Origin of the sequence: Rhodanobacter sp. Root480 (genome assembly GCF_001426645.1) — a bacterium.
Lineage (GTDB): Bacteria > Pseudomonadota > Gammaproteobacteria > Xanthomonadales > Rhodanobacteraceae > Rhodanobacter > Rhodanobacter ginsenosidimutans.
Window position 1 is genome coordinate 227766 of record NZ_LMEX01000003.1, and the last position, 16681, is coordinate 244446.

Sequence of the window (16681 nt, forward strand, 5' to 3'; positions counted from 1 at the left end):
ACGGCCGCGGCGCGGCGCTGACAAGACATCGAAGGGGAAGGGATGATGCGGAAGTTTCGAATCGGGATGCTGTTTGCGGCCTGCGCGGTCGCCATGCTGCCACTCGGCGCCGCCGCTGCCGAGGCGGCGGCCGTGCAGGCACAGATCCATGTTGACCGGCAGCACCAGCCGGTGTCGCGCTACGAATACGGCATGTTCATCGAGCCGATCGGCAGCCTGGTGGCGCGCTCCTTGTGGGCCGAAATGCTCGACGACCGCAAGTTCTATTTCCCCGTGGTGGATGCCGCGCACGATCCCGTGCAGCCGCCGAGACTCGATGGACCGCCGCTGCCGCCGCTGCGCAAGTGGCGGCCGATCGGCGACGTCGCGGCGGTGACGATGGCCAGCGACCATCCCTACGTCGGCGCGCAGGACGTGGTGGTGGCGCTGGATGGCTCGCACGTCCGCGGCATCGGCCAGGGCGGCCTCGGCGTGGCCAAGGGCAAGTCCTATGACGGCCACATCGTTTTCAGCGGCACGCCCGGCGCGGTCGTTTCGGTCACGCTGGCGTGGGGCGATGGCGCCCGCCAGCAGCAGACGGTGAAGCTGCCTGCGGCGACCTCGTCGTGGCAGACGGTGCCGCTGCATTACGTGGCCGGCCGCCGGACGGATGATGCGAAGTTCACCATCACCGGCACCGGTACGGGCCACTTCCGCGTCGGCGTGGTGTCGCTGATGCCGGCGGACAACATCGACGGCTGGCGCGCCGATACGGTGGCGATCCTGAAGACGCTCAACTCCGGATTCTGGCGGCTGCCCGGCGGCAATTTCCTGTCGAACTGGGACTGGCACGAGGCGATCGGTCCGCGCGACCTGCGCCCGCCGATGTACGACCGGGCCTGGAGCGCGATGCAGGCCAACGACTTCGGCATGGACGAGTGGATGACGCTCACCCGGCTGATCGGCGTCGAGCCCTACGTGACCGTCAACGCCGGGCTGGGCGACGCCCATTCGGCAGCGGACGAGGTGGAATACCTCAATGGCCCGGCGAGCAGTGAATGGGGCGCCAAACGCGCCGCCCACGGCCACCCAGAACCCTACGGCGTGCGCTACTGGAACATCGGCAACGAGCCGTATGGCTGGTGGCAGATCGGCCGCACCACGCTCGACTACTTCATGCAGAAGCACAACCGCTTTGCGGCAGCGATGCGCGCAGTCGACCCGTCGATCATCCTGATCGGATCGGGCGCGATGCCCGACCAGCTGCATCCGCGCGAGGCCAAGGAGAACGCCTCGCTGGCCAGCATCCAGCACAAGTTCGGCACCGAGGAAGACTGGACCGGCGGCCTGCTGCGCGAGGCTTGGGGCAACTTCGACGGCATCAGCGAGCACTGGTACGACCGCGCCGAACAGCGCCCTGATGCACCGCCCGCCGACGAGCTGCTGGAGTTTGCCCGCGCGCCGTCCAACCAGGTGCGCATGAAGGCCGAGGAGTGGCGCATCTACCAGCAGCGCTTCCCGAAGATGAAGTCGGCGAACACCTTCCTGTCGATCGACGAGTACGCGTACATCGGCGCCAAGCCGAACCTGAAGCTGTCGCTGGCCTACTCGATGGTGATGCAGGAAATGCTGCGCCATTCCGATTTCCTGCGCATGGCCGCGTTCACCACGGGCTCGTCCACGATGGACATCACGCCCACCGCGTCCACGCTCAACGCCACCGGCATGGTGTTCAAGCTTTATGGCGAGCACTTCGGCGAAGGCATGATCCCGCTCGATCTCAGTGGCAACGCGCCCCAGCCCGCTCCGAAGTATCCGGTGGGTTTCGACCACCCCAAGGTCAATGCGGGCAGCCCCACCTATCCGCTGGACATGGTCGCCGCGCTGACGCCCGACCGCCGCACGCTGACCATCGCCGTGGTCAATGCCACGCACAAGCCGCAGCCGGTGTCGATCGCGATCGACGGCGCCCGCACCATCGGCAAGGGCACCCTGTGGCGCCTGAGCGGCGCCAGCCTGACCGCGGAAAACAAGGTCGGCGCGGCGCCCGGCGTGACGATCAAACAATCGAGCGTGCCCGCGCTGGGTACGAAGCTGGTGGTGCCGGCCATCTCCACCGCGATCTACGAATTTCCGCTGGAGGGTGACCGATGATCGACCAAGCCATGAGCGAGACCCACTGCCGTGACCGGCACGCCGCGAGCGCGAGCCCATCCGGACGCATCAGGCGAGTGGTTGCCCTGGCCGGCGCGGCGCTGGTGTCGCTGGCGTTCTGGGGTGCACCGGTACAGGCGCAGGCACTGAACAACAGCCCGCCGGCCGTGGCCGGGGCGAAGGCGGTGAAGGTCGAGCACATCAAGGTGCACGGCGCCTCGCTGGAGGGCAACCTGGAGCACGAGTCCGCCGACCGCGATGTGCTGGTGGTGCTGCCGCCCGGCTACGCCAGCCATCCGGATCGCCACTATCCGGTGGTCTATGCGCTGCACGGCTATTCGATCGGCGCCGAGCAGTGGACCAAGGAAATCCACGTTCCGCAGACCATCGAAAACGCGTTCGCCAAGGGCGCGCGTCCGATGATCGTGGTGCTGCCCGATTCGAAGACGGTCTTTGGCGGTTCGATGTATTCGGGCTCGCCCACCGTGGGTGATTTCGAGACCTTCATCCAGCATGACCTGGTCGCCTACATCGACGCCCACTACCGCACGCTGCCCGATCGCCTGAGCCGCGGCCTGGTCGGCCATTCCATGGGCGGCTACGGCGCCACGCGCATCGGCATGAAGCACCCCGACGTGTTCGGCGCGCTGTACATCATGAGCCCGTGCTGCCTGTCGCCACGCACCGGCGACCAGCTCGACGCCAAGGCGCTGGCGTCGCTGGAATCGCTCAAATCCGCCGCCGACGCCACCGACCTGCCGTTCATGGCGCGGGCCACGCTGGCCACCGCCGCGGCGTGGTCGCCCGACCCGGCCAAGCCGCCGTTCTATTTCGACCTGCCTACCAAAAACGGGGAACTGCAGCCGGACGTGCTGGCTAAATGGACGGCCAATGCGCCGCTGGTTTTCATCGACCAGTACATCGGCAACCTGCGTCGCTATGGCGCGATCGCCATCGACGTGGGCGACCAGGACGGGCTGCGCTTCGACGCGCGCAAGCTGCACGAGGTGCTCGACAGCTACGGCATCAGCAACAGCTTCACGATCTATCCCGGCACCCACGTCAGCAACGTGGCCTTCCGCTTCCAGGACGAGGCGCTGCCGTTCTTCAGCAAGCATCTGAAGTTCGAGGCCACGCCGTAACCGACCCGACAGGCGGGCGTCATGCCCGCCGGAGGCGACGCCTGGTGAGGCTCAGCTGATCCAGGCCAGCACGTCGTAGCAGGCGCCCATGGTGTGGTAATCGGTCTTGCCGGCCGGACTCTTCTCGTCGCTGTACGACTGGTTGTCGCGGCTCAGGATGCGGTACCAGGCGCCGTAGCGGTGGTCGACCATGTGCTGCCAGCTGTATTGCCACAGCTTCTGGTAGGCCTGCCAGTAGCGCTCCTCACCGGTGCGGGTGGCCAATACGGCCGCCGCCGCCAGCGATTCGGCCTGCACCCAGTAGTACTTGTCGGTGTCGTAGAACGCGCCGTCACGGTCGAGGCCGTAGACCATGCCGCCGTGTTCGTGATCCCAGGCTTGCGTGAGCGCGTAGTCGAAAAGCTGCTGCGCCTTGGGCAGGTACCACGGCTCGGGGGCGTAGCTCTCCAGGATCAGCAGCAGCTTGGCCCACTCGGTCTGGTGACCGGGCTGGAAACCCCACGGCTTGAAGATGTTGCTGCGGTCGTTGAAGTTGTATTCCCAATCCACCGACCAGTCGGGGCGGTAATGCTCCCACACCAGCCCGCCGGTCAACGCGGCCTGGCGATTGACCATGTGCTCGGCCAGCAGCTTCGCACGCGCCAGGTAGCGTGGCTTGCCGGTGGCCGCATAGGCGGCCAGCCACGCTTCGCAGGCATGCATGTTGGCGTTTTGCCCGCGGTAGTCGCTGAGCTTCCACTCCGCGTCCGCCTCGTCGGCGTAGAGGCCGTGGTCGGCGTCCCAGAAGTGTTGCTCCATCAGCTCCCAGGTTTCGTCGAGCCAGTCCTCGGCCTCGATGACGCCGGCGTGGAACGCCTTGGCGTAGGCCAGCGCCACGAACGCCAGGCCATAGCAATGCTGACTGGCGTCGGTGACCACGCCATCGCGCAGCTCCCACGCATAGCCGCCGGTTTGCGGGTTGCGATGCGCCTGCCGCAGGTAATCCAGGCCGTGCTGCAACGCTTGCTGGTACGCCGGGTCGCCGAACGCCTTCCACGCCATGGCGTAGTCGTAGATGAAGCGCGTGCTGCTGACCAGGTGCCGCCCGCCGCGATCGTAGATGCTGCCGTCGTCGCGGAAGTAATGAAAAAAACCGCCCGCCGGATCGATACACCGCGGGTGATAGAAACGCATGATGCCAGCGGCATGCCCAAGCAGAAATTCGCGCGAGCGAAAATCGGGGAGCGCCTGACGGGCAGTGCTTTCGCTGAGTGTCATGTCTATCTTTCCCACAAACCGGACCGGTGGACGGGCACCGCGGCGCGCGACTGAGGGTTCACGCGGCGATGTCGTGGTAAGGTTACCAGAACATCGCCGCAAGGCGCACCGTTGCCGGAGAAACGCATGCGGAACCCGTATTCCCATCGCGCATCGCGCGCCGTTGGCTCCAGGCCGCATCGCCTGCGAGGCCTGCTTTTCGGGCTGGTGCTGCTGACGTCGCTGTCGGCGCTGGCCGCGCCCGCGAAGGTCACCGTCTCCACCGATAACGGCAGGCTGGCCGGGCAGTCGGATGGCAAGGGCGGCGCAGTGTTTCTCGGCGTACCGTTCGCGGCTCCGCCCACCGGCGCACTGCGCTGGCGGGCGCCGCAGGATGTCGCGGCGTGGTCCGGTGTGCGCGATGCCACCCATGCACCATCGGCCTGCGCGCAGAACGATTACGGCTGGAACAAGGCCGACGCCAAGCATTCCAGCGAGGACTGCCTCTACCTCAACCTCAATACGCCGAACCTGCACCCGTCGCAGCCGCTGCCGGTGCTGGTGTGGATCCACGGTGGCTCGAACCGTGCCGGCTCGGCGGCGGACATCGATCGGATCAAGCTGGCGCACGCGGGCATCGTGGTGGTGTCGGTGCAATACCGGCTCGGCGTGCTCGGCTTCATTTCGCTGCCGGCGTTGTCGGCCGAGCAGGGCGGTCACTCGGGCAACTACGGCTTGATGGATCAGCTGGCGGCGCTGGAATGGGTGCAACGCGAGATCGGTCGCTTCGGCGGCGATCCGCGGCGCGTCACCATCGCCGGTCAATCGGCCGGCGGCATGGACGTGGGCTTGCTGACGCTGGAAGCGCGCGACCAGCACCTGTTCGCCGGCGCATGGGCCACCGGCGGTACGCCCGCTTTCGGCCAGAGTGTGCGCAGCCTTGCGCAGAACGCGGCGTTGGGCACGCAGCTCGAACAACGATTGCATGTGGACAACCTGCAGCAACTGCGCAACGCTCCGCTGAAGGCGCTGCTGGCGGCCGACCTGCAACTGCACACCGACGCCATCACCGACGACAGCTATCTGTGGCTGCAGGCCGTGGTCGACGGAAAAGTCGTCACCGAGCCGCCGGCATCGAGTCTCGCCGACGTTCCAGCAACGGCGGTTCCCTACGTGCTCTCGACCAACCGCATCGAACTGCAGGTGCCCGGCGGCAGCTCGAAGATCGAACGCCGGTTGCATCAGGTATTTGGCCAGCATTACGCCGCCGCCGCGCGACATTACGGTGTGGACGGGAACGCAGGCGCCGCTGCCGATGCGGCGAACCTGGGAACGCTGGCCGAGCGCATCGGCACCGATACCGATTTCCGCTGCGCGGGCAATCACGTGCTGGCGCGCTACGCGGCGCACGGCGCGCCGGCGTGGCGGGCGCAGTTCTCCTTCGAACCATCGCACCACAGCGCCGAGTTGCCCTACCTGTACGAGGGCACGCCATTGAACGCCGCGCGGCCGGCGGTGAGCCCGCAGGCCTACTTCATCAACTTCATCAGGACCGGCGATCCCAACGGCGCGGGGTTGCCGTCGTGGCCCCGCTTCACGCCAGACACCGGGGCCTATGTCGACATGAGCGCCGCTGGCGTGCACGCGGGCACCCATCTGGGCGGGTCGATCTGCGATCTGTTCGACGGTGTGTAACCTGCCTCAATGGCAGCGCGCGGCCGGCTGCTCCTGCGCATGGAACAACACGTTGTAGGCCAGCGTGCCCATCACCGCGTAACCGCGATCGTTCGGATGCAGGCCGGTATCGCCGGCGCACACCTGGGCCATGCCTTCCGGCAAGGTCGGCTGTTGCGCGGCCAGCGGCGATGGGTTGTACGCGCCGGCCAATGCCGGCGAGAAATCCACCACGCTGTCGAACGCGCCGGCGCTGCGAATCCATTGATTGACGCTCTGGCGCGTGGCTTCCGTGGCCGGTGAATACCAGCCGTCCCCGGTGAATCCGGCGAACGGCGGAATGGTGCCGCCGTGGATGCGCAGGTGATGCGCGTGGGCGGCATCGGCCAGCATGCGCAAGCTGTCGATGATGTCGTGGGCGGCCGCGCCGCGCGGCTGGCCGGCCGCATCGATGCCACGGTTGAGGTCGTTGGTACCCAGCAGCACGATCACGTCGGTCACCCCGGCGCGGTCGATCACATCGCGCTCGAAACGCTTCAGCGCGGCCGGGCCGAACGGCAGCCAGGTCTGGTCGCTGGTCAGTTCATTGCCGCCGATACCGGTGTTGATGACGCCGGCGCCGGGTGACGTTGTCCGGTTTGCCAGCGTGGCCAGCACGCCCGGCCAGGTCTTGTCAGGCGCGGTGGCATAGGCACCGTCGGTGATCGAATCGCCGAACGCCACGATGACGCGGGTGGGCTGCGCCGCTTCGACTTCCACGCCTTCGAGCACATAGATATGGGACGCCGCATCCTTGTCGAGCGCCGCAAGCGGCGGCCGCGACGCCAGCGATGCTGCCCGCAGCGCGTTGCCCGCCACCACCGCCGTGGTGGTCGTGGTCTGGGCGGCGTGGTAATCGGCGATGGCGCTGTTGTCGTGGAAATAAAGGCTCACCACCAGGTTGGACAATGCCGGCACAGCCAGCGCGATCGGGTCGCTCAGCGCCGTGGCGCCAGCGGGAATGGTCAGCGTGGGCTTGCCGCCGAAACGCAGCGCGTGGCCATGCGCAGGTTCGATGGCGGTGTGATCGCCCGCCGCATCGGCGGCCGGCGCCACGCTGGCCGCGGTGATGGTCAACGGCGCCGAGCCGTACACATTCGACAACCGCACGCGCACCCGTTGGCCGCCCACGCTGACCCGCACGATTTGCCGAACAGTGGCATCGCGCAGATGCGGTGCGGCGTAAACGCCCTCGTGACCAGGCGAAGGCTGGACATGCGAAACCATCGCCTGGCCCCAGGTTTCCACCCATGTGCCGGCGGTGGGCGCCGCCAGCGCGGAGCCGGCGATACCCAGCAGCAACAGCGCAAGGGCGGCTGGAAGTCCGATCCAGGGTCGGCTTGATCGATGTGCTGCACGGCCAACGTGGGTGAGGTTCATGCGGGTTTCTCCGAGAGGGGCCTAGGGCAACGCTGATCAAGTATCACCGCCGTCACCCATTCTCTCTGTTCGCAGGCCACAGGGCCGTCGGCGAAGGCAGACTGGCCGTCTGTCGAGGCGGCGGACCGAAGGCATGCGGACAGAGAGGATGGGCCTCAACGTGTTGAATCTGAAACGACGAGGTGATGACTGGAAGGCTCGCAGGCGATGCCGCGCGGCTTGGCAAGACGGCCAGTCTTGCCGGCGCCACGCACCACCACCTGCGAGCCTTCCAGTCATCATGACGGTGGCGATACTTGATCAGCGTTGCCCTAGACGCAGACGACGGATTCGTGCCCATGTGGCGGCAGGCTTTTCCTGATCGCGATTTGCGGGTAACGTTATCACACGGGTCGGCGAGTGATTCGTCGGCAGCCGGGGGATCAGGCAACGTGGCGTCGTCAGCGTCACCGTGCTTGCCGCCCACGGCGCGGATGGCGGAAGCTCCGCGTGGTATCGACATCGATTCTGCCCACCCATCGTTTTTCACCAAGGTAGCCGCGCCATGCCTCGTAGCAACGCCAGTACCCGTACCGCGCTGATCGTGATCAATGCCGTGTTCCTGATGTGGGGCTTGATGACGGTACTCAACGACATCCTGATCCCGCACCTCAAGGGCCTTTTCACGCTCAATTATTTCGAGGTGATGCTGGTGCAGTTCACCTTCTTCGGGGCGTATTTCATCATGTCGGTGCCGTGCAGCGCGCTGCTGGCGCGCATCGGCTACCGCGCCACCATCATCACCGGCTTGCTGGTGACCGCGGTGGGCGCCGTGCTGTTTCTGCCGGCGGCCGCGGTGTCGTCGTATCCGCTGTTCCTGTTCGCGTTCTTCATCATGGCCAGCGGCATCACCGCGCTGCAGGTGGCGGCCAACCCGTACGTGAGCCTGCTGGGCGAGCCGCGGCTGGCGTCGAGCCGGCTGAACCTGGCGCAGATGTTCAACTCGGTGGGCACGGTGCTGGGGCCGTACATCATCGGGCCGCTGATCCTGTCCGGCGCCACGCTGGGGGCCGCCGCGCTGGCCGCGCTGCCGGAAGCCGAACAGGTCGCCTACCGGATGTCGCAGGCGCGGCTGGTGCAGGGGCCTTATCTGGTACTGACCGTCGTGCTGGTGCTGCTGGCGCTGGCAATCTGGCTGTTCCGGTTGCCGCCGCTGGCCACCAGTGAGGACGCCTCGGCGGCCAGCGAGCATCGCTTCATCGACGCCTTGCGCCATCCGCGCGTGGCGTTGGGCGTGGTGGCCATCTTTGTCTACGTGGGCGCGGAAGTGTCGATCGGCAGCTTCCTGATCAACTTCATCGCCCGGCCGGACATCGGCAACATCAGCGAAGCCGCCGCCGCCCATTACGTGGCGTTGTACTGGGGCGGCGCCGTGGTGGGCCGTGCGGTGGGCTGGTTGCTGATGAAGGTGCTCGACCCGCGCACCCTGCTGGGCGTGTTCGCGCTGATCGCCGGGCTGATGGTGATCGGCACCATGGCCTCGCACGGCAACGTGGCGGTGTGGGCGGTGGTGTCGATCGGCCTGTTCAACTCGATCATGTTCCCCACCATCTTCACCCTGGGCATCGACAACATGGGCCCGCTGACCGGTCGCGCCTCGGGGCTGATGATCATGGGCATCGTGGGTGGGGCCGTGCTGCCGATCGCGCAGGGCGCGCTGGCTGACCAGATCGGCATCCAGCATGCGTTCGTGATTCCGCTGCTGTGCTACGTCTACATCCTGTACTACGGCTTCAAGGGATCGCGCCTGGCATGAAGAGCATCCTCTGTTTCGGCGAGGCGCTGATCGATTTCCACGCCCAGCCGCCCACCGATCCGTCGTCGCCGCCGGCCTACCTGCCGCATGCCGGCGGCGCGCCGGCGAACGTGGCGGTGGCGGTGGCGAAGCTGGGCGGACACGCGGCGTTCGCCGGCATGCTGGGTGCCGATGCGTTCGGTGACCTGCTGCTGCGCAGCCTGGCCGATGCGGGCGTGGACATGCGTTACGTGCAGCGCACCGACAAGGCGAACACGGCGCTGGCGTTCGTGTCGCTCGATGCCAGCGGCGAGCGCAGTTTCAGTTTCTATCGACCGCCGTCGGCCGACCTGCTGTTTCGCAGCCGTCACTTCGACGAACGCGCCTTCGCCGACGCGGCGATCTTCCACGTGTGCTCGAACAGCCTCACCGAGGAGGCGATCGCGGCGGTGACACTGGAAGGCATGGTGCGGGCTCGCAAGGCGGGCGCGCTGGTGAGCTTCGACATGAACCTGCGTCCGGCCTTGTGGCCGGCGGGCGAGAAGCCACATCCACGCTTGTGGGCAACGCTGGCCGCCGCCGACCTGGTCAAGCTGAGCGTGGAAGAGCTGGATTTCATGGCCGCCGAGGCGGGCAGCCGCGAGGCGGTATATCAACGCCTGTGGCAGGGCCACGCCCGCTGCCTCATCGTCACCGACGGCGCGGCCGCGATCCATTGGCTGACGCCCACCCAGGCGGGTCGTTTCCAACCGCATGCCGTAGCTGCCGTCGACACCACCGGCGCGGGCGATGCGTTCGTGGGCGGCTTGCTCTACAGCCTCGCCGAGCATCAGGCGCAGCCTAATTCACTGGCCGATCTGATGGTCGACGCGGACACGCGCGACGCGGTGTTGGGTTTCGCCGCCGCCTGCGGTGCGCTGGCGGTCGGTCGGCGCGGTTCGTTCTCTGCCATGCCGGACATGTCCGAGGTGCGCCGCTTCCTCGTCGGACACGTGGCCGCGGGTGCCGCCGTTTCGCCGCACGCCGGGTAAACTGGACGCTCAGGAGGCTTCATGGCCAAGACCAAGCGTCGCACTTCGCAAACCGTCACCATCCTCGATGTCGCCAGCCGCGCCGGCGTTTCGCCGATGACCGCCTCGCGGGTGATGAACAACAACCCGCGCGTGGGCGAGGCGATGCGCGATCGCGTGCTGGCCGCCGCGGCAGAGCTCAACTACCGGCCCAATCTGGCGGGGCGTTCATTGCGTTCGTCCAACGCGGCGCGGATCGGCCTGCTCTACAGCAACCCCAGCGCGGCCTATCTGAACCAGCTGATGATCGGCGTGCTGGAAGAGGGCAGCCTCAGCGGTGCGCAGATCCTGGTGGAAAAATGCAGCGGCATCCGCAGCCAGCGCGCAGCGATGCAGCGCCTGCTGGACACCGGCGTGGACGGCGTCATCCTGCCGCCGCCGCTGTGCGATTCGCGCCAGACCAAACGCGAGCTGGACCTGGCCAACATCACCGTGGTGGCGGTGGCCACCGGCGCACCGGTAGCGGACGTCAGTTCCGTGCGCATCGATGACTACCAGGGCGCCAGCGCGATGACCCAGCACCTGCTGGATCTGGGCCACACCGCGATCGCGCTGATCAAGGGCGACCCCAAGCACACGCCGGCGGTACTGCGCGCGCAGGGTTTCATCGACACCATGGCGCGTGCGGGTCTCACGGTGCCGGCCGAGCACATCGTGCCGGGGCTGTTCACCTACCGCTCCGGCCTGGCGGCGGCCAGCACGCTGCTGAAGCTGAAAAACCGGCCCACCGCGATTCTTTCCAGCAACGACGACATGGCCGCGGCCGTGGTTGCAGTGGCCCATGGCATGGGCCTGCGCGTGCCCGGCGATCTGTCGGTCACCGGCTTCGACGACACTCCTGTGGCCACCACCATCTGGCCCACGCTCACCACCATCCACCAGCCGGTAACGGCGATGGGCCGCACCGCCGTGCGCCTGATGCTGGAGGAAATCCGCTGCAAGCGCAGCGGCAAACCCAAAGCCGGCAATCACCAGGTGATGAAGTATTCGCTGGTCAAACGCGAGTCCTCGGCGCCGCCGCCGCGCGGCTGAAAACGCGCTTTCCCTTCCCTGCATGCGGGAGAAGTTCCTTCCCCCGTTTACGGGGGAAGGTGCCCGACAGGGCGGATGGGGGCGCTGTCCCTTCTCCCGCTTGCGGGAGAAGGTGCTCGACTGCGAAGGCAGGATGCCGAAGCGAACAGCGAAGCCGGCCCGAAGGGCGTGCCGCAGGAGCGGCACGTAAGGCGGAAGAGGGCGCTCTTGATTGGGGCTTTTACCGCGCGAACGAAAGGCCCCCTTCAGCCCTCCGGGCAGCTTCCCCCGCGAGCGGGGGAAGCAAGCTTGGGTGCTACTGCGCGAGATGTTCCTTCCCCCGTTTACGGGGGAAGGTGCCCGATAGGGCGGATGGGGGCGCTGTCCCTTCTCCCGCTTGCGGGAGAAGGTGCTCGACTGCGAAGGCAGGATGCCGAAGCGAACGGCGAAGCCGGCCCGAAGGGCGTGCCGCAGGAGCGGCACGTAAGGCGGAAGAGGGCGCTCTTGATTGGGCTTTTACCGCGCGAACGAAAGGCCCCCTTCAGCCCTCCGGGCAGCTTCTCCCGCAAGCGGGGGAAGCAAGCGGTTGGGCTTTGCAGCGGCTTGGCAATACGCGCCGAAACGAAAAGCCACCCAACCGCGGCGGCCGTCAGAACTTCACCACCTCGACCCAGTTCGCATCCTGGCCGACGGGATAACGGCCGTTGAGTTTCAGCGCGCCGCTGGTGGGGTCGATGTCGAACACGGAGATGTGATCCGACTTCTCGCCCGAGCAGATCAGGTATTTGCCGTCGGGCGTGATGGCGAAGCCGCGCGGCTGCTTCTCGGTGGGGTAGGTGCCGACCAGGGTCAGCGCGCCGCTGGCCTTGTCGACCTTGAGCGCGCTCAGCACGCTGCTGGTGCGTTCGGAGGTGTAGAGGAACCTGCCGTCCGGCGTGACGTGGATATCGGCGGCCCAGATATCGTTGCTGGTGTCCGCGTGCGGCCGCTGCGCCGGCGTGGGGTTGCGCACGAAGCGCGGCGCGCCGGGTACCAGGGTGGTGTCGGCCGGCATCGCGCTGGTGACGGCCTGCTGGGTGAGCCGGCCGGTGGCGGGATCGAGCGCGTAGGTGATCACCTTGTCTTGCAGTTCGTCGAGCACGTAGACGTAGCGGTCGTCAGGTGAAAAGGCGATATGGCGTGCGCCCAGCCCGGTCGGCAACTGCAATGCGGGCGGATCATTCGCGGTGACCTTGCCGGTGTTCGCATCGAAGCGGTACTGGAACACCTTGGCACCGCCGAGGGTCTGCGCGAACAGGTAGCGGTTGCTGTTGTCGATGTGCACCGAGTGGGTGTTGCGGTCGGTCTTCAGCGTCTGCGTGGGTTGGTCGGCCAGCTTGCCCGCGTGGATCGGCGTCACCGTCACCACGTCGTCGTCGTAGGATGAGGCGAACAGGTAGTTGCCGGTCCGGTCCAGCGAGATATAGGCCATCGGATGCCACACCGGCGATTGCGAAACCTTGTCCAGGCCCCCGGTGGCGGGATCGATGGTGAAGGTCTGCACCGCGTGGGTGGGCTTGTCCACGCTGGCGTACAGGTAGCGATGGTCGGGACTGACTGCCATCGGCATCACGTTGCCGCCCGCGGTCACGGTGGCGCCGGGGGTGAGCTTGCCGGTCTGCTCGGCCAGCTGGTACGTCGAGATGGTGCCGTCGGTGGCGTTGGAGACGTACACGTAGGTGGTGGCATGCAGCGTCGGCAAACCGAAGGCCAGCAGCAAGGCCGAGCCGCGCAGCAAGGTCGTGCGGATGATGGGTGTCATGGCGTCCTCTCCAGGTAGGGTGACTCGTCGTGTCGAACCAGCATGCGAGGGTAGCGCACGCGGTCCGCGCAGGTGTGCCTGCGCAACGCAATCGCCACAGGGTTGTGGATTCCCACGCCGATCCGGCTCGACGCCGTGGTGGGAGTCAGTGCGCGTCGTCGCCGCGTTCGATCGTCTGCACCAGGCTGTAGAGGACGCGCAGATCGGTCGCATCCAGCGTCTCGCCCTCGATGCCGCGATAGTGGTGGTGGAACGCGCGTACCGCGGCGGCGCGATCGTCCAGCGGGTAACCCACCAGCGCCAGCGCCATCCAGGGGTCGAAGCCGGCCGGCGGGTCGATCAGCGGCGCCCGCGGCCACAGCCCGTAACCGGCGGCGGCCAGTTGCTGCCAGGGAAACAGTGAGCCGGGATCGACCTTGCGGGTGGGCGCGAAATCCTCGTGCCCCACGATCTGCGTGGGCGGGATGTGCAGCCGTGTGGTGAGGTCGGCGAGCAGCCGCAGCAGGCCGGCGATCTGCGGCTGGGCGAACGGGGTGGCGCCATCGTTGTCCAGCTCGATGCCGATCGAGGCGGAGTTGATGTCGGTGATCGTGCCCCAGCGTCCCGGTCCGCCGTGCCAGGCGCGCAGCTGGTCGGACACCAACTGGTAGATGTGCCCGTCGGCGCCGATCAGGTAATGCGCGCTCACCGGACCGCCGCTGTTGGCGGTGCGCAACGTGTGCAGGCTCTGTTGCACCGAATCCTGGTCGGTGTAATGCAGCACGATCAGCACCGGCCGGCGGATGTCGTGGTTGGGCGAGGGCACCCAGGTGGCCAGCGGGTTGCGCGGCGGCGCATGGGCGCAGGCGGCCAGCAGCGCGATCAGGAGCAGCAGCGTGGCGCTACGCCAGCGTCGGGAATCGAAGGGCCTGGGCATCGATGCATCATCCCGTCGACGGCGCGGAAAGCGCGTGAATCGGCATGGCGATCTCATGCGGCGCTCATTGCACCGGTACGTCGTAGAGCGTGTGCGGCGTCGGCTCAGGTTGCAGCGTGTAATGCCACCATTCCAGCGGGTAGTTCCTGAAGCCTTCGCGTGCCATCGTATCGAGCAGCAGTTGACGGTTGGCGCGTTGTTTGGCGGTAACGTTGGCAGCGTCGGTATGCGCACGCGTGCCGAAGAAATCGAAATCCGTACCCATGTCCAGCGCCGCGCAAGCGTCGTCGGCGGTGCAACGCTGCAGCGTGAGATCGACGGTAGCACCACGGCTGTGCCCGGACACCGGCGCGATGTAATCGCCCAGCAGCTGCGATTTGTGCAGGTCGGGATAATGCTGCGGCTTGGTACGCAGGTCGTCCAGGCCGTGCGCCCAGCGCACGAAATGCGCCACGGCGCGGGCGGGGCGGTAGCAATCCCAGATCTTCAGACGCAGATGTCGGGAGCGCAGCTCATGCTCGACGCGTGCCAGCGCATCGGCCACCGGTTGCAGCAGCAGGCATTTGGGTGCGAGATAGCCGTCTATACGTGTACCCACGAAATTGTCGCGGCCGGCGTACTTGATGTCCTCGGCGATGTCGGGCACCCGCGTGCGGATATCGACCAGGCCGGCTTCGGCGGCGGTGCGGGCGGATGAGCGCGTGACTTGCGCGGCTGCATGGGCGCTCCCTATCAGCAGGCACGCCAACAGCGCCATCGCCTTCCTTCCCCCGCTTGCGGGGGAAGGTGCCAAAGGCGGATGGGGGCGCTTTTGTCGAAAGCCTCGAAGGTCAGAGGTTGCATGCTCCGGTTGGCCCCCATCCGCCCTCCGGGCACCTTCCCCCGCAAGCGGGGGAAGGAAAAAGAAGTAGCTCATGGGCAATCTCCCACGCGTTCGAAGCGCAGGTCTTCATAGTCCGAACTGAAGTCGCCCTGCGGGTCGAGCTTGGCCATGCGCATCATGGTTGGCCCATCACCGGGGGTACGGAAGTCCATCCACGCATCGGGATCGACGCCATCATCGTCCCAGTGCACGAAATAGCGGGTACCCAGCCGCATCACCGTGCCGGCCAGACGCGGCGATTTCTTCGCGGTGAAACGCACCTGGCCGCCGCGTGGACACACGGCGGCCTCGCCCAGCCAGGGATCGCGATAGATGCCGGTGAACGCCGCCAGTTCGGCCGGTCCGACGGGTTGGCGCGCCGAGGTGTCCGGCGCCGAAGCCGACGCCGGGCGTTGTTTCACCTGCTCGTCCAGCGCGTCCGCGTACCACGCCACGCCGCGGCGTTCTTGCGGTGCGGTGAAGTGTTTCATCAGCACTTCGCCCAGCACCGTGCGCGCGTCCTCCGCCTCGCCATTGATCATGAACACGAAACCGCTCTGCCGGTCGGGCAGCAGCGCCAGCATCGAATACATGCCGCCGAGCGTACCGGTATGCCACACGGCCCATGCGCCATCGATGTCGGCCATGCGCCAGCCGTAGCCGTAGGCCATCACATGCGTGTTGTCCCACTGGCGACGCTGGGTGGATACGGGGATCAGCATGTGCGGCGCCTGCAGCGTGGTGCGCTGCGGCCACGACAGCCACTGCAATTGCGCCGGCGTGGGCACCAGCCAGTTGCGCGCCCAAACCAGCATGTCGGTGAGATCGCAGCGGATGCCGCCGGCCGGCGCCGAGGTGATCGCGGGAATGGTGGCGCCGTCCTCGTGCATGGGCACGTTGCGGCCGTCGTGGCGGTAATGCGGTTGCGCCACGTTGCCCACGCCGTCGCGATTCCAGCTGCCGACCTGGCAGCGGTCCAGCCCCAGCGGTTCGAACACCTCGCGCCGCATCAACGTCTCGTACGGCGCGCCGCCGGCCGCGGCGGCCACTTCGCCGGCCACCACGTAGAGCAGGTTGTCGTACTGGTATTGCGAGCGAAAGCTGTAACCCGGCTCGATATAGCGCAGCGCGTGGATGATGTCGGCGCGGGTGAATGTGTTCGGTTCCGGCCACAGCATCAGGTCGCCGCCGCCCTCGGGCAGGCCGCTGGAATGGGTGAGCAGGTCGGCCACGCGCATATTGGCGGTGACCCAGGCGTCGTGCATGCGGAACTGCGGCAGGTACCTCGTCACCGGATCGTCCCAGCGCAGCTTGCCCTGATCCACCAGCCGGCCCAGCAGGGCGGTGGTCATCGCCTTGCTGTTGGAGGCGATCTTGAACAGCGTTTGCGGGGTGATCTTTTCGCCCGACCCGGCCACGGTTTCGCCCGCGGTGCGGGTGTAGACGACCTTGCCGTTTTCGATCACGCCGACGGCAATGCCGGGCAGGCGGTAGCGGGCGATCGCCGCATCGACGATGGGGTCGTAGGTGGCACGGGAACGCGCAGAGGAAACTTCGGCGTGTACCGGCACCAGCGCCGCGGCCAGCCCAAGAAGCGCGGCGGCGAGGAAGGCGCGGGAATATCGAAGCATTCCCGTCATCCC

General features: G+C 67.0%; 12 protein-coding genes. 6 read left to right on the forward strand and 6 right to left on the reverse strand.

From position 1 onward, the window contains the following. The first annotated feature begins 45 nt into the window (after window positions 1-45). Together ASD22_RS13785 and ASD22_RS13790 are read left to right on the forward strand one after the other, a co-directional pair. Window positions 46-2133: an alpha-L-arabinofuranosidase C-terminal domain-containing protein gene (locus tag ASD22_RS13785; protein ID WP_235577645.1), complete on the forward strand. Its 2088-nt coding sequence runs from the start codon at window positions 46-48 to the stop codon at window positions 2131-2133. Then, window positions 2130-3275, forward strand: a complete 1146-nt coding sequence (locus ASD22_RS13790; protein WP_235577646.1) for an alpha/beta fold hydrolase — start codon at window positions 2130-2132, stop codon at window positions 3273-3275. Before ASD22_RS13785 ends, ASD22_RS13790 begins: the two co-directional genes overlap by 4 nt. Before the next feature lie 51 nt (window positions 3276-3326). Here the strand turns inward: ASD22_RS13790 and ASD22_RS13795 are convergent, their stop codons facing one another. Further along, window positions 3327-4532, reverse strand: coding sequence for an AGE family epimerase/isomerase (locus ASD22_RS13795; protein WP_056084776.1), 1206 nt, complete (start codon window positions 4530-4532; stop codon window positions 3327-3329). A gap of 126 nt (window positions 4533-4658) precedes the next feature. Between ASD22_RS13795 and ASD22_RS13800 the strand changes: the two genes are divergently transcribed. Next, complete coding sequence (locus ASD22_RS13800; protein WP_056084779.1) at window positions 4659-6206, forward strand: carboxylesterase family protein; 1548 nt, start codon at window positions 4659-4661, stop codon at window positions 6204-6206. Between the two features lie 6 nt (window positions 6207-6212). On the opposite strand, the gene ASD22_RS13805 is transcribed toward ASD22_RS13800, so the two are convergent. Next, the gene (locus ASD22_RS13805) at window positions 6213-7604 is read right to left on the reverse strand and encodes a GDSL-type esterase/lipase family protein (protein WP_056084782.1); all 1392 of its coding nucleotides are present in this window, start codon (window positions 7602-7604) and stop codon (window positions 6213-6215) included. Window positions 7605-8148: 544 nt separating this feature from the next. Between ASD22_RS13805 and ASD22_RS13810 the strand changes: the two genes are divergently transcribed. The 3 genes from ASD22_RS13810 to ASD22_RS13820 are packed head-to-tail and all read left to right on the forward strand — an operon-like array spanning window position 8149 to window position 11480. Next, a complete protein-coding gene (locus tag ASD22_RS13810) occupies window positions 8149-9399 on the forward strand; it encodes a sugar MFS transporter (protein ID WP_056084785.1) in 1251 nt (416 codons plus the stop codon). Next, the gene (locus ASD22_RS13815; protein WP_056084788.1) at window positions 9396-10409 is read left to right on the forward strand and encodes a carbohydrate kinase; all 1014 of its coding nucleotides are present in this window, start codon (window positions 9396-9398) and stop codon (window positions 10407-10409) included. The genes ASD22_RS13810 and ASD22_RS13815 overlap by 4 nt, the downstream gene beginning before the upstream one ends. 21 nt (window positions 10410-10430) lie before the next feature. Continuing rightward, the gene (locus ASD22_RS13820) at window positions 10431-11480 is read left to right on the forward strand and encodes a LacI family DNA-binding transcriptional regulator (protein ID WP_056084791.1); all 1050 of its coding nucleotides are present in this window, start codon (window positions 10431-10433) and stop codon (window positions 11478-11480) included. Between the two features lie 628 nt (window positions 11481-12108). On the opposite strand, the gene ASD22_RS13825 is transcribed toward ASD22_RS13820, so the two are convergent. The 4 genes from ASD22_RS13825 to ASD22_RS13840 all read right to left on the reverse strand — a co-directional run bounded on the left by ASD22_RS13825 (window position 12109) and on the right by ASD22_RS13840 (window position 16669). Then, entirely contained in the window at window positions 12109-13260 is a 1152-nt protein-coding gene (locus ASD22_RS13825; RefSeq protein WP_056084792.1) for a beta-propeller fold lactonase family protein, read from the reverse strand. 145 nt (window positions 13261-13405) lie between these two features. Continuing rightward, window positions 13406-14176: an N-acetylmuramoyl-L-alanine amidase gene (locus ASD22_RS13830; RefSeq protein WP_056084795.1), complete on the reverse strand. Its 771-nt coding sequence runs from the start codon at window positions 14174-14176 to the stop codon at window positions 13406-13408. Between the two features lie 64 nt (window positions 14177-14240). Next, window positions 14241-14933 carry a M15 family metallopeptidase gene (locus tag ASD22_RS13835; RefSeq protein WP_056084798.1) on the reverse strand — a complete coding sequence of 231 codons (693 nt, stop codon included), beginning with the start codon at window positions 14931-14933 and terminating at the stop codon, window positions 14241-14243. 155 nt (window positions 14934-15088) lie between these two features. Then, window positions 15089-16669 (reverse strand): serine hydrolase, encoded by a 1581-nt coding sequence (locus ASD22_RS13840; RefSeq protein ID WP_235577647.1) that lies wholly within the window; start codon window positions 16667-16669, stop codon window positions 15089-15091. Between the last annotated feature and the right edge of the window lie 12 nt (window positions 16670-16681).